The 12,619-nt window shown below is 54.6% G+C and carries 18 protein-coding genes; 3 read left to right on the top strand and 15 right to left on the bottom strand.

Annotated features, from left to right (window positions below):
- Positions 1–37: 37 nt before the first annotated feature.
- The 5 genes from M2406_RS13735 to M2406_RS13715 are packed head-to-tail and all read right to left on the bottom strand — an operon-like array spanning position 38 to position 2,550.
- Positions 38–688, bottom strand: coding sequence for a DUF4310 family protein (locus tag M2406_RS13735; protein ID WP_017894152.1), 651 nt, complete (start codon positions 686–688; stop codon positions 38–40).
- 11 nt (positions 689–699) lie between these two features.
- The gene (locus M2406_RS13730; RefSeq protein ID WP_012147073.1) at positions 700–1,476 is read right to left on the bottom strand and encodes a DUF4311 domain-containing protein; all 777 of its coding nucleotides are present in this window, start codon (positions 1,474–1,476) and stop codon (positions 700–702) included.
- A 30-nt stretch (positions 1,477–1,506) separates the two neighbouring features.
- Positions 1,507–1,803 carry a DUF4312 family protein gene (locus M2406_RS13725; RefSeq protein ID WP_017894153.1) on the bottom strand — a complete coding sequence of 99 codons (297 nt, stop codon included), beginning with the start codon at positions 1,801–1,803 and terminating at the stop codon, positions 1,507–1,509.
- Positions 1,803–2,168 carry a glycine-rich SFCGS family protein gene (locus M2406_RS13720; RefSeq protein WP_012147075.1) on the bottom strand — a complete coding sequence of 122 codons (366 nt, stop codon included), beginning with the start codon at positions 2,166–2,168 and terminating at the stop codon, positions 1,803–1,805. The genes M2406_RS13725 and M2406_RS13720 overlap by 1 nt, the downstream gene beginning before the upstream one ends.
- Positions 2,169–2,202: 34 nt before the next feature.
- Positions 2,203–2,550 carry a glycine dehydrogenase gene (locus M2406_RS13715; protein WP_259190346.1) on the bottom strand — a complete coding sequence of 116 codons (348 nt, stop codon included), beginning with the start codon at positions 2,548–2,550 and terminating at the stop codon, positions 2,203–2,205.
- 423 nt (positions 2,551–2,973) lie between these two features.
- Between M2406_RS13715 and rnk the strand changes: the two genes are divergently transcribed.
- Entirely contained in the window at positions 2,974–3,384 is a 411-nt protein-coding gene (rnk, locus tag M2406_RS13710) for a nucleoside diphosphate kinase regulator (RefSeq protein WP_012147077.1), read from the top strand.
- Positions 3,385–3,441: 57 nt separating this feature from the next.
- Here the strand turns inward: rnk and cybC are convergent, their stop codons facing one another.
- The 4 genes from cybC to M2406_RS13690 all read right to left on the bottom strand — a co-directional run bounded on the left by cybC (position 3,442) and on the right by M2406_RS13690 (position 6,181).
- Positions 3,442–3,828 carry a cytochrome b562 gene (gene cybC / locus M2406_RS13705; RefSeq protein WP_259190345.1) on the bottom strand — a complete coding sequence of 129 codons (387 nt, stop codon included), beginning with the start codon at positions 3,826–3,828 and terminating at the stop codon, positions 3,442–3,444.
- Positions 3,829–3,979: 151 nt separating this feature from the next.
- Positions 3,980–5,320 (bottom strand): metalloprotease PmbA, encoded by a 1,341-nt coding sequence (gene pmbA, locus M2406_RS13700; protein ID WP_115183661.1) that lies wholly within the window; start codon positions 5,318–5,320, stop codon positions 3,980–3,982.
- 175 nt (positions 5,321–5,495) lie between these two features.
- Positions 5,496–5,834: a helix-turn-helix domain-containing protein gene (locus M2406_RS13695; protein WP_012147080.1), complete on the bottom strand. Its 339-nt coding sequence runs from the start codon at positions 5,832–5,834 to the stop codon at positions 5,496–5,498.
- Positions 5,831–6,181, bottom strand: a complete 351-nt coding sequence (locus M2406_RS13690; RefSeq protein ID WP_259190344.1) for a type II toxin-antitoxin system RelE/ParE family toxin — start codon at positions 6,179–6,181, stop codon at positions 5,831–5,833. The genes M2406_RS13695 and M2406_RS13690 overlap by 4 nt, the downstream gene beginning before the upstream one ends.
- A 187-nt stretch (positions 6,182–6,368) precedes the next feature.
- Here M2406_RS13690 and yjgA point away from each other — a divergent pair, with 187 nt between their 5' ends.
- A complete protein-coding gene (yjgA, locus tag M2406_RS13685) occupies positions 6,369–6,917 on the top strand; it encodes a ribosome biogenesis factor YjgA (RefSeq protein WP_012147082.1) in 549 nt (182 codons plus the stop codon).
- Positions 6,918–6,947: 30 nt separating this feature from the next.
- On the opposite strand, the gene M2406_RS13680 is transcribed toward yjgA, so the two are convergent.
- From M2406_RS13680 to aaeX, 5 genes are all read right to left on the bottom strand, one after another.
- Positions 6,948–7,247 carry a barstar family protein gene (locus M2406_RS13680; protein WP_259190342.1) on the bottom strand — a complete coding sequence of 100 codons (300 nt, stop codon included), beginning with the start codon at positions 7,245–7,247 and terminating at the stop codon, positions 6,948–6,950.
- Positions 7,248–7,252: 5 nt separating this feature from the next.
- On the bottom strand, positions 7,253–7,702 hold the full coding sequence (locus M2406_RS13675) for a ribonuclease (RefSeq protein ID WP_259190341.1): 450 nt from the start codon (positions 7,700–7,702) through the stop codon (positions 7,253–7,255).
- A gap of 243 nt (positions 7,703–7,945) precedes the next feature.
- Positions 7,946–9,913, bottom strand: coding sequence for a p-hydroxybenzoic acid efflux pump subunit AaeB (gene aaeB, locus M2406_RS13670; protein ID WP_012147085.1), 1,968 nt, complete (start codon positions 9,911–9,913; stop codon positions 7,946–7,948).
- Positions 9,913–10,848, bottom strand: a complete 936-nt coding sequence (gene aaeA / locus M2406_RS13665; RefSeq protein ID WP_012147086.1) for a p-hydroxybenzoic acid efflux pump subunit AaeA — start codon at positions 10,846–10,848, stop codon at positions 9,913–9,915. The genes aaeB and aaeA overlap by 1 nt, the downstream gene beginning before the upstream one ends.
- A gap of 7 nt (positions 10,849–10,855) precedes the next feature.
- Complete coding sequence (gene aaeX / locus M2406_RS13660) at positions 10,856–11,059, bottom strand: p-hydroxybenzoic acid efflux pump operon protein AaeX (RefSeq protein ID WP_012147087.1); 204 nt, start codon at positions 11,057–11,059, stop codon at positions 10,856–10,858.
- 308 nt (positions 11,060–11,367) lie between these two features.
- Between aaeX and aaeR the strand changes: the two genes are divergently transcribed.
- The gene (aaeR, locus tag M2406_RS13655; RefSeq protein WP_012147088.1) at positions 11,368–12,279 is read left to right on the top strand and encodes an HTH-type transcriptional activator AaeR; all 912 of its coding nucleotides are present in this window, start codon (positions 11,368–11,370) and stop codon (positions 12,277–12,279) included.
- Here the strand turns inward: aaeR and M2406_RS13650 are convergent.
- Positions 12,242–12,619 (bottom strand): hypothetical protein, encoded by a 378-nt coding sequence (locus M2406_RS13650; protein ID WP_012147089.1) that lies wholly within the window; start codon positions 12,617–12,619, stop codon positions 12,242–12,244. The genes aaeR and M2406_RS13650 overlap by 38 nt on opposite strands.

The following is a 12,619-nucleotide window of genomic DNA, read 5'->3' as shown; positions in this document are numbered from 1 at the left end:
GGAGCGGCGCGCCGCTCCCCAACAATCACAGTCGCATTTAAGCGATGGCTACCGGGAAAATAGCCCCTAACAGCATCGCCCCGAGGATCGCCCCGCCGGTGATTGGCTTATTCCAGATATAGAACAGCAGTGCGCCGAGCAGTGAACCAATGCCAATCGGAATCGAGGCGGTCATCGCCGACAGGATGATCAACGGCCCCAGGAAACGACCGGAGGAGTTACCAGCCCCCATCATCACGTCCGCCCCGTAGGTGGAGTTGCTCTGGTTGATGGTAAATTTACGCGCCAGAATGATCAGGTAGCCAATCGCCAGACCAATCACCAGGCCGGTTACCAGCGAGGCGGCAAAGTTGGCAACCGGGAAGATAATGCCGGCCCCCAGCAGCAGTGCCGGCACCCCCAGGCCAACACCGGTCTGGATTGCACCGCCGATGTCCAGGATCCCCACCAACGAGCCTTCGATGATGCGCGCAAACAGGAAGCTGGCACCGAATGCCGCCACCGCGCCATAAACGCCGGTATCCATTCCGGCCCGCAGCATGGAAACGAAGGCCACTTCGTTAAAGGCACCGATGCCGTACAGGTAGTACATGTGCGTCCCGGCGAACACGCCGGACGAGAGCAGGCCGACAAAAATCGGGAATGACCAGTCGGCATACCAGAAGCCTTTTTGGGTTTGTTCTTCCATCATCCAGCTCCTTATTTACCGCTCAGGGTATTGTGAATGGCATCCAACCAGCCCGGCACGCCGAGGCTGAAGGATTCGAGGACTTTCATGTCGAAGCCGCGGAAGAAACCGCTCAGCACGAACAGCAGCACGATCACCGCCATCATGATCTTGGTGATTTTGTTCCAGCCGCTCTCTTCCACGCCTTTACCGATCAGGATGCCCAACACCAGACCCGGTACGGCGTTGCCCATAATCAGCTGCGCCAGGCCGCCGAAGATGGTGCCCCAGAAACCGGAACGACGCCCGGCGTCGATCGCCGCCAGCCAGAAGATCACCGGCATCACGGTGTTCACCAGCAGGTTAGCGGCCGGCACCAACACTTTAATCGCCGTGACCTGCAGCGCAGCAGGCACCGCGGAGGCGGTAGTATTGAGGAAAGCCACCACCAGCATGCCGATAATGCCGCAGGCGATAGCCATTTTTTTCGGGTCGTGCAGCGTTTGCGCCAGGTTGCGGTTTTTGACCATCAACGCTGCCGCACCCCAGTGTGGGATGATGCGGTGGTCAACGTCCTGCGTGAAGGCCCCAGCCGCCACGGAAGACGCCCAGGCGTTGAAGAAGAAGCCCAGACCGAATGAGAAATGGGAAGCCGGATCGCCCTCGCAGGAGTTCAGCTCGCCCAAGGTACGGAAAGCGCCCATGCCCTGGGTGGTTGGGGCATGGAACATGCGTGCGGCGCCGGCCCCTACGCCAACCCCCACCAGTCCGCCGATAATAAGCGACTTAAATAAGATGATTAAAAACATCAGTATACCCTTTGATTTATGCTAACGTTTTTATTTCGCGACGAAGACAACTTTTTCTGTATTGATGATTGTCACGTTCACGGTTATTTCCAGAGATACGGAATAGTTCTTTCTTTCCCGCGGCAGAAAGAAGAACAGAAACTTTTCTTTTGTTATTTTCTCTTCCGCTTTTAATACGCTGACATCCTGCGGTTCAATACGCAGCAGAATATTACTGGTGGATTTTAATACCGCGCCCTGGACATTGGCCAAGGCGGAAGCAAAAGCTTTCGCTTTGCTGTCGCCCTTACCCTCAACCTTTACCGACGTTGTATATTGCTCTTTCATTACGGATTGCCGTGTTTTTTAACGTAGGCTTCAACCAGCCTCTGGCCCAGCTCTTCTTTATCCATAAAACCGAAACCTAATACGGTGCAGCCTTCGTTAATTGCCGTCACGCCTTCATCAATCGAGCGCATGCCGTATTTGGCTTTATAGCCGTATTTGGTTTGAGCGGTAATTGCCCCTGCACCGCCGCTGCCGCAGAAAGAAATACCCAGCTGCGCGCCTTCCGCTTTCATCACGTCGCCGAGTTTCATGTCTGCCGCTACGCCAGGGATCACAATGGCTTTTCCGCCTGCGTTTTCAATGCCCTGACCCACTTTCTGACCTTTACCCAAACGATCGCCAATCACTACGGTAATCTGACCCATGGTATTTCTCCTGATTAAATTAATTCGTTAACTGCTATTGGTTATTATCTTTTGCCACTTCAAAATGGACGGACAGCAAATAAGCCTCTTCGATCGGTAAAGTGGCAAACTGCCCCACTACCCGCTCGGCCATTTGCATTGATTCCGCCGAAATTTCATCAAACAGTGATTTATCGACTTCCGGTAATGGCTCTCCGGTTATTGATCGCAGCACCATGGCACGAATATGCGACTCCAGCATCTGTTGCTGTACCGCGTTGGTATAAATACCCTCTGCGTTTAGCATCTCGGTAATACCTGCCAGCACCTGTTCGGTGATTGCCCCGGCTACGCTGATATCGGGTTGCTCACTATTTTCTATCGCAACAGATCCATCATTCACTTTTCAGTACCCCTAGATCCAAACATGACTCGGTCAATTGCACGGCATCACCTGAATAACCCGCCTTCTCTGATGCCTTTACCCTAACCCCGGGAAGATTTTCTGTGTAGCCTGTTTTTTTCCAGTTGGAAGTGGAAATTCAGTGACCGTCAGGGATCCATTTCGCAAAATAAGCATTTGCCAGATAATTCAATTAAATTACAAAAAGATAACGCCACAAACTGTTTCCAGTTCGCCCGACGACGGTGAAAAGCTTCGTGATCGGGATCTCTTTCTTTTCCCCGCTTAACCGCCTACTATCGGTAAGACAATTCGACATCAACAACACCCCCGCTCCTCTGGCGCGGGGGTGTTGCTTTTGTGCTGTTTTTCCGAATTTATGGGCGCGTAACCTGACGCCCTTTGATTTGACTGGAGAGTGGAATGACCAAACCAACCATTACTATTAATGAGCTGGATGCGGAGCGCCTGGATGCGCTATTGGCACAACCGGCCTTTGCCAACACCGATGTCGCCACCGCGCTGAACATCGAGCTGGATCGCGCCGAAATTCTGCCGCCGTCCCAGATCCCAGCCAACGTGGTGACCATGAACAGCCGCGTGCGTTTCCGCGATCTGCATACTGCAGAAGAACACGTGCGGACGCTGGTTTACCCGGCTTCGCTGAAGGACAGCCACGAACAGCTTTCGGTAATGGCACCTTTGGGCGCAGCGCTGCTGGGCATGCACGTAGGTAACCAGATTACCTGGCAGTTGCCGAACGGTGAAGAAGCGCGTATCGAAGTGCTGGAACTGTTGTACCAGCCGGAAGCGGCGGGTGAATACCACCGCTAAGCGGTTATCAGGGCGGTACCCTGCCGCCCTTTCTGTGTCCTGCCTGTCCGAAAAAACTTAACGGAATTTCTTGTGGTTGGCGTCGCGGGTTTGCTTGAAACCCTGGGCGACCTGTTTGGCTTCGGCCAGCTTGCCCTGATTAGCCAAGACCAGCGACTGATCGATCTGGCCGATCAGCGTATCCAGCCCGTGGTGGAAATCTTTTATCTCTGGGCTATCGTTGGCTTTGTCTTCCATTTTTGGCGGCTTGCTTTGCTTGGCATCCACTGCCGCAGCACGCATATTCTGCAAGCTTTGTTTGAGGGTATCGGTGGAGTCGGTGCTCAGCACCTTTTTGTAATTGCCTGCGATGGTATCCATATCGTCGGCCAGATCGGCCGCGACCGCCAGTGAACTGGCACCCAGCAGTGCCAACGCCAACAGCGCTTTCAGTTTGTTCGACATGCTTGCTCACCTTCCAGTTATAGTTTTATTTGACCCAGGCTAACCATAGGCAAGAGGGCTGAAAACCGAAACCGAAGATTTGTAAGCAAGGTTAAAACGGGGAAGGGGGAGTGATGCGGCTGGCAACCTGAGCGGCCAGCCGTAAGCAGATTTACTGACCGGCGATTTTCATGTCCGGCAACAACACGGAACCACACTGGATGTTGCTGCGAGTTTCAATATCGCTGCCCACGCTGACGATATTGCGCAGCATATCTTTCAGGTTGCCGGCGATGGTGATCTCGCTGACCGGATATTGGATCTCGCCATTTTCCACCCAGAAACCAGCCGCGCCGCGTGAGTAGTCACCGGTAATACCGCTGACGCCCTGCCCCATCAGTTCGGTGACCACCAGACCGGTCCCCAACTGTTTCAACATGCCGGCAAAATCATTACCCTGACCGGCAATACGCCAGTTATGGATGCCGCCCGCATGGCCGGTGCTGTGCATGCCGAGCTTACGCGCCGCATAGCTGGTCATCAGCCAGGTTTGCAGCACGCCGTCTTTGACAATGTCGCGCCGTTGGGTACGCACGCCTTCGCTGTCGAACGGCGTGGAAGCCAGCCCCTTCAGCAGATGCGGATGTTCTTCGATGGTCAGCCACTCCGGCAAGATTTGTTTGCCCAGCGAATCCAACAGGAAGGTCGATTTACGGTAAACGCTGCTGCCGCTGATGGCACCAACCAGATGGCCGAACAGACCGGTCGCCACTTCAGAGGCAAACAGCACCGGAGCGGTCATGGTCGACAGCTTGCGCGGTGCCAGGCGTGACAAGGTGCGACGGGCACATTCCTGTCCCACCCATTCAGGACTTTCCAGATCGCTCATCGCACGGCCGATGGTATAGGCGTAATCACGCTCCATATCACCACCTTGCTCGGCGATCACACAGCTCGACAATGAATGTCGGCTGGAACAATAGCTTTGCAGCATGCCGTGACTGTTGCCGAACACCTTGATGCCATAGTGGCTGTTAAAACTGCCGCCTTCGGTATTGGTGATGCGCTTGTCCGCCGCCAGGGATGCCTGTTCGGCGCGGGCAGCCAGCTCGATACCGCGATCGGCGTCCAGCTCTGCCGGGTGGAACAGATCCAGGTCCGGCGCGTCAAACGCCAGCAGGTCTTTCTCCGCCGGGCCGGCATGGGGATCCACTGAGGTATAACGGGCAATGTCCAGCGCCGCCTGCACGGTGCGGGCAATAGCGTCCGGGCTGAGATCGGTTGATGAAGCGCTGCCTTTACGTTGCTGGTGATAGACGGTAATACCCAACGCACCATCGCTGTTGAATTCAACGTTTTCCACCTCGCCAAAGCGGGTGCTGACGCTGATACCGGTAGATTTGGTCACGGCAACTTCTGCCGCATCGGAACCGGCGCGCGCCAGTTCCAAAGCCTGTGAAACGGCCTGTTCCAGCGCCTTGCGCTGCTGTGCAACTTGAGTGACTACTTTCATCAATCTGCCATACTTAATCAGAAAATCGTTGAGAAAAGTGCCGTGGCGGCGTGGTTGCGCGTGGAGTCACGCGCAAAAATCATGAGATTTATACTTTTGAGTCTAACAGGAACCGCGTGGAATTTCGCATAAAGCAATTGCGGGGCATAGAAAGGACACTAAATCGGTGAGTTTGTCACTCAATCACCAACTTTACTGATTTGCCTATATTGGCGAGCATATTGATCAGTGCATCAAGAGTAAATTTGTCTGTTTTCTGATTTACCACGTCAGACACGCGTGGTCTGGAAGTATGCAAATGACGTGCGGCCTCTTCTTGACGATACCCTTCCCCTTCTATCCAGGCACTTATCTCTCCCATCAGCTGTTTTTTAAGCGCAATGAGGTGTTCAATCTCGGCGTTGGATTGCGCCTGTAATTGCCCTGCCTCATCGGGGGCAAACCCAAGATCAGCAAATACGTTGCCGCCTCGTGGCGTGACATGCCGGGAATGGGTATCAATTGGCTTGGTCATTTCTTCTTACCCCGCTCTTCTATCACCGCGTCATATCGCGTTTTGATAATCTGAATATCGTGCCGACTGGTTTTAGCTATCTTCTTTTGAAAACTGTGCAAAACATAAATAACTTCTTTGAACTTAGCCACGTAAATCACTCTGAATGCACCAGCAAGTGCATATAAGCGGATTTCACAAACACCAGCACCGCACCCACTCATGGGTTTCCAACTGCCAGGTTCGACGCCTCTTTGTACTTTACTCAATTCAAACCCGGCAGCCTTTCGCGCGTCGGTCGGAAACGCTAATAGATCCACCAACGAGGATCCACGCCAGTCAATGGCCTTTTCACTCTCATCATCCATGAGCACCGCCTCCATTTGTATAAAATTTTATACTCACATGCTGATAAAAACAACAAATCAAAATGGCTGTCCGCTAATAAGGGCGATTTTTCGTCGCATCGGCAGCTATACTCAATCTGCTCTGGTGCGTAATTGGCGGGTTGCTGGACAACCTGTTAGGATTAGCCTCTTTTTAACGGAGCCTACCATGAACAAACAGCCTGAAGACTGGCTCGACGATGTCCCGGAGAACATTGACGAGGAAGATGACGAGATTATCTGGGTCAGTAAAAGTGAAATTAAACGTGATGCCGAAGCGCTAAAAGACCTGGGTGTTGAACTGGTCGAGCTGGGTAAGAACGCGCTGGAACGCATCCCGCTGGATGAAGATTTGCGCGCTGCGATTGATCTGGCGCAGAAAATCAAAAAAGAAGGTCGCCGCCGTCAGCTGCAACTGATTGGCAAGATGTTGCGCGCCCGCGACGTAGAGCCGATTCAGACCGCGCTCGACAAGCTGAAGAACCGCCATAACCAACAGGTTTCGCTGTTCCACAAGCTGGAAGCATTACGTGACCGCCTGGTAGAAGAAGGTGATGACGCGATCCCGCCAATTTTGGCGCTGTATCCGGAAGCCGATCGCCAGCAGCTGCGCTCACTGGTGCGTAACGCACAGAAAGAGAAAGCCGCTAACAAGCCGCCGAAAGCTTACCGTCAAATCTTCCAGTACCTGCGCGATCTGGCCGAGACCGCAGAATGATCGCCGCCGTCACCACGGGATGAACCCAGTTCATCCCCGGTGATGTGCAGGTTCACCGCTGCTTTCACGAATATTGAAACGCAGGCTGCCTTCCAGCTCTTCCTCCGCCTCTTCGAACAACAGGATTATCGCGCCAAAGCGACGTTTGCTGCGGGCATTGAGATGGGTAAACTCTATCTCCACCGGCAAACCGATGTCCACCGTCACCACGTCCCACAGCGCATCCAGATTGGCACCAAACTCCTCATCCAGCGCAAACTTTTGCGCGAAGTCGCGGTAAAAAGCCGGCAAATCGTTAATCTGATTAAAATCGAACTCTACTTTTGCCATCAAGCTCACTCCACCCGAATGAAGTTTTTATAATGGTCACGCGTGACAAAAATCAGGCCGTCGCTGGAATACAGCAAACGATCGGCGCCGCGCCGGCCGCATTGATAATTGATATCCGCCTCACGCCATACCCGACTGTGGGCTGTGGGCAGTTGCCCTTCACGGTTTGAGAAACGATCGCCGCCAATCGCTTTGCCCGGCAACACCGAACACAGATTGCCGTTACGTGCATCCCATCCCTGTTCACGCGCCTGCTTCTTGGTGATGTAATAGTCCGGCAGCCGCTGGTGCTGCTGCAGATAGCTCACCACCCTTTGCTGCTGCGTCAGTTGGTCAATACTCTGACCTTCGGCTACCGCCGGTACGTTGGCAATCACCCGATCGTTACTGCGCATTGCAGTAAAGCCGGCTATCACAACGGCGATAACGATCGCCACGAGGATCCGCTTATTCATTGCTGTCCCTGATTTATGGCCGACAGGGGCGCATCAACACCCATGCTGGTTGGATTTATAGATGAAAAGGATGAAGCAGAGATGACTGGCATGTAACGTTTTCACTTCAGGGAAAGCGCGCCGAACAACCTGCATCACCCGTTCAAGCTAATCATGCCATTTTGCAGCCGGTCAGGCACTCAGTGCAACTCTGAAACGGGGCTATCTCAGGCAAGTATAGCCCCGGCAAGAAAATTTGAGGTATCAGTCAATCAGGGCGTGGCGGTAGCGATACAGCATGTCGGCCAGACGTTTTACCGGCCCGGTAACGCTGAGCGGGGCCTGATAATCCACCAGCTTCTGCTGATAATCGTTCATTTCACTCAACAGCCGATCGTAATAATAAGCACGTTTTACCTCGTTCTTCGCCGAGACCATGTGGTCGGCGGTATTGCGGATCTGCTTATGGAAAGCCGAAAGCTCCTCGCTGACCGGGATCTCAGCCCGCTGCATACGCTGGTGAGCGATGATCAGGTTCAGCGCCAATCGGTACTTGGCAATATCGTTCGGGAACATCATCAGCAGCTGATTCAACTGCTGATACAGCGCCGGCAGGTGGTTTTGCTGACGGCGTGCGGCCTTGGTAGTCAGCGCCGATACCGCGCTGCCGACAAACTGGTTCAGCAAGGTGCGACCGGTACGTTCACGCGAGTTATCGCGGATCAGCAGCAGCACCATCAGGCCCACACAGCTGCCGAGGAACTGGCCGAGTGCACCATCGAGGAACTGCGTGACGTTGAACTCCATTGGGTTGCTCAATACCAGAATATTGATGGTCCCCGCCAGCAGGCCAAGCGAGCCCAACCGTCGTTTCTGCACTTCGATACCGATGAAAAACGCCAGCAGGCCCAGACTGAGGCACAGCAGTAAAATACTTTGCTGAGTCGCCGGCAGGATCACCATAAAGTACAGTGAGCCGACCGGGATCGCCGCCAGCATGCCCAGGATAAAGTCCATCGCCACCATGCGCGGTGCCGGGGTGCGCATCGCCAGGGAGGTGATCACCGCAATGATCACCATAAAGCCGCTGCCGGAGGTCCAGCCGGTCCACAGCCACAACAGGCTGCCAAAGGCCGTCGCCACAAAGGTGCGCAGACCATTAATCATCGCGTGGTGTCTTTCCGCCGAGGTCGGTTTAACCACCACCTCGCTGCTCAACACCCCTTCTTCTACCGAACTGATACTGCTGTTGGTGTGTACGCCTTTGGCCAGCAGCAGGTAGCGAGTGGCCGCCCCCACCCAACTGGTGATGGTCACTAATGTCTCGTCGGTACGGTTGGTGGTCAGCACCTGCCGCAACAACTTCATGCGTTTATGGATTTCCTGCGGCGTTTGGGCCGGAACCATCAGCAACTCGCGAACGTTTTCTTTCAGCGCATCCGGGTGGTTCAACAGGATTAAATAGGTCTCGCAGGCCTGGGTAATCAACGTCAGCGAAAGCGTATGCAACGCCAGAATGCGGCGATTCGCCTTTTGCCAGCGTGATGACTCCATCATCAGGTTGCTGCGCATGCCGTTCAGCGCTGTGGTGCTCTTCACCAAATTGCTCCAGGCGCGGTCGATATCTTCTTTCTCGGCATTGCTGATGCACATCTGCATCAACAGGTACTGATCCACCAGCAGTTTATCCACCGCCCGGTCGATATCCTGTTTGATTGAACGCGGCGAGAACAACAAGTCTGCCAGCACGGCGCTGACGATCCCCAGCACGATCTCGCTGCAGCGCTCAATAGCAAACTGCGGCGCTTCCAGCAGATGCGCTTCGCTGCTGGCAACGGTGACAATAATGATTAGCGCGGTATAACCCGCCAGGCCCCAGGCATAGGAGTTTTCAACTTTAACCAGAGAGGAAATCCAGGTGCAGAAGCCGGCCCAAATGCAGCACAGCAGCAACATCACCACCGGCGCACGCGCCGTAGTGACGATAATCGCTATGCCGACAAAGCAGCCGATGAATGTGCCGATAATACGCAGCCAACCGCGATGACGAATAGCACCGGAAAAAGGCTCGCCGCCCGCGGCAAAGGCCGTACCGGCGGCCACGATGGCGGCGGTCATCGCCGACCAGCGTGGGGTTTCCAGATTGAGATGGAAGCCGACGAACAGCGCAAACACCACCGCAAAGCTGAGCTTGAAGGCAAATCTCAGCCGAATAAAGGTTGGGTTATTCATTAACCGAACTCACGCAGCCGATGCATCAAACGCACAAAAGGCGAGCCGCTGTCGGTAGCGCGGTCATTCTTACCGGTGATCACCACGGTAGCGGTGGTGCCAGCCGGGTACGGGTGCAATTGGTCTTTGTCGTCCAGCAGGATTTTTACCGGCACGCGCTGCGCCAGACGCACCCACTCCAGGTTGCTGTCGATCGACGCCAGTCCTTTGCTGTTCACGGTGCTGCTGCTGTTGTTGACGGCGGCGGCCACGCTATCGACGGTGCCGTGCATGATGCGGTTACTGCCCAGCGGAGTGATTTCCGCACGGTCGCCCTTGTTCAGGCCATTGAGCTTGGTTTCTTCCAGATAGGCCAGAATGTAGAAGCTGTTTTTCTTCACCAGCGCCACGGCGACTGAACCCCGGGTGATGTATTCGCCGGCGTGCACGTTCAGGTTGGTGATCCAGCCATCGGCCGGTGCGCGTACCGTAGTGCGTTCCAGATCCAATTTAGCCAGTTCACGGGTCGCTACAGCCTTAGCCAGCTGATGCTCTACGGTTTGCAATACGTTATTCGCCTGGTCGATCTCTTCCTGCGACATCGCCTGCACGCCGAGGCGCACACGGCGGCCGGCTTCACGTCTTTTTTCTGCCGCCAGCGTCTGGTAGTAGGCGACATCGGCATTGGCTTCCGCCAGGGCCTGTTGGTAGCGCGGCTGGTCAATCACCAGCAGCACCTGCCCTTTCTTCACCAGTTGGTTATCCACCAGAGGGACATCGGTCAACAGACCGGTGACGTCCGGGGCGATCGCCACCACGTCGGCGGTGAACTTGGCGTCACGCGTCCACGGGGATTCGGTGTAGAACACCCAGGCCTTGAATATGGCTATGATCCCCAGCAGGACCAGAATCAGAGTGATCGCGATTCGGGTTATTTTTATTGAAAAATTTTTCACAGCGACCTCAAACGAAAAGACAGGTAATCAGATAGAACAAACAGCAGTACAGCGCAGTATTAAACAGCGCTGGATGCCAGACAAAATCGTAAATCCCGGTGGGTTGCAGCAGGCGGCGCAGCAAAAAAAACAGCGCCAGCGAGAGCAGCAACTCAAAAAATATCGGGGGAAACGACAGTCCGAAAATGACCATAACCGGAAGCAAACTCATCAATTTTTCCTTATTGTTCACTGCACCGGGCGTTAAGAACTCTATCCATTCACATTCTCTTTACATTTTAGCTGACACGCACCACAAATTCAGGCCCAGACAGGTCAGGAACCTGAAATAAGAGTAAACTCTGGAGCGTACATCCGCGATAGGGACTGCGAGGATATCGGAGGGATCGGCCACTATGGCGCTGCCGATCGCACTCGCGCGTTAGTAAGGTCTTTTCACCCGACCTGTTTATATTAGCGTGCTTACTATCAAGTCATCAACAATCTGTGATCTAAATCACTTTTAAGCCAGAGTGAATAATGGAAAGACTAAAACGGATGTCGGTATTCGCCAAAGTGGTTGAATGCGGGTCATTTACTGCGGCAGCGCGCCAGTTGGATATGAGCGTTTCGTCTATCAGCCAGACCGTCTCCAAACTGGAAAATGAGCTGCAGGTCAAGCTGCTTAACCGCAGCACGCGCAGCATTGGCCTGACGGAGGCCGGAAAAATCTATTATCAGGGCTGTCGCCGCATGCTGCTGGAAGTCAGCGAAGTGCATGAGCAGCTGTACGCGTTTAACAATACGCCGACCGGCACGCTGCGCATTGGTAGCTCATCCACCATGGCACAAAACGTGCTGGCAACCATGACCGCAGATATGCTCAAAGAGTACCCCGGCCTGACGGTGAACCTGGTAACCGGTATCCCGGCACCGGATCTGATCGCCGACGGGCTGGATGTAGTGATCCGCACCGGCGCGCTGCAGGACTCCAGCCTGTTCTCCAAACGCCTGGGTTCAATGCCGATGGTAGTGTGCGCCGCCAAAAGCTATCTCAGCCAGCACGGCACGCCACTAAAACCAAGCGATATGGTCAATTTTTCCTGGCTGGAATACAGCGTGCGGCCAGACAGCGAGTTCGAGCTGATCGCACCGGAAGGCATCAGCACGCGCATCTCGCCGCAGGGACGCTTCGTCACCAACGATTCACAGACCATGATCCGCTGGCTGAAAGCCGGGGCCGGTATCGCCTATGCACCGCTGATGTGGGTGATCGAGGAGATCAAACGCGGAGAGATCGAGATCCTGTTCAAAAACTACCATTCGGATCCTCGCCCGGTGTACGCAGTGTACACCGAGAAAGACAAGCTGCCGCTCAAGGTTCAGGTGTGCATCAACTACCTGACCGAGTACTTTAAGCGCGTGGGGGAAGTCTATCAGGGCTACCGCTGAGCAATACACGACGCGCCAAAGCGCCAAGCACCAGTATTGCCAGCATGCCCAGCCCCCAGATTAACCAGACGGCGTACTTCGCCCAGGTGAGCAACAGTGGGAAAGACCCCGCCAGCCAGTTCCCCAGTTGCTGCAACTGCGGCAGCCAAGTGTCCAATAGCGCCTGTGGCACCAGGCTGAGCAAGCCGGTAAGCTGCGGTGCCAACTGTGCCGAACCGCTCTGCGCCAGCCCCGTTAACGCGGGCAACCAGCCCAATACGCCAGAAACGCCCCAGGCCAGCAGCGTCCATAACGCCATTACCGCCAACAGCACTGCCACACTCCATCCACGTTTTGTCAT

Source organism: Serratia sp. BIGb0163, from assembly GCF_024809935.1.
Taxonomy (GTDB): domain Bacteria; phylum Pseudomonadota; class Gammaproteobacteria; order Enterobacterales; family Enterobacteriaceae; genus Serratia; species Serratia quinivorans.
This window is presented reverse-complemented; position numbering and strand designations above follow the sequence as displayed.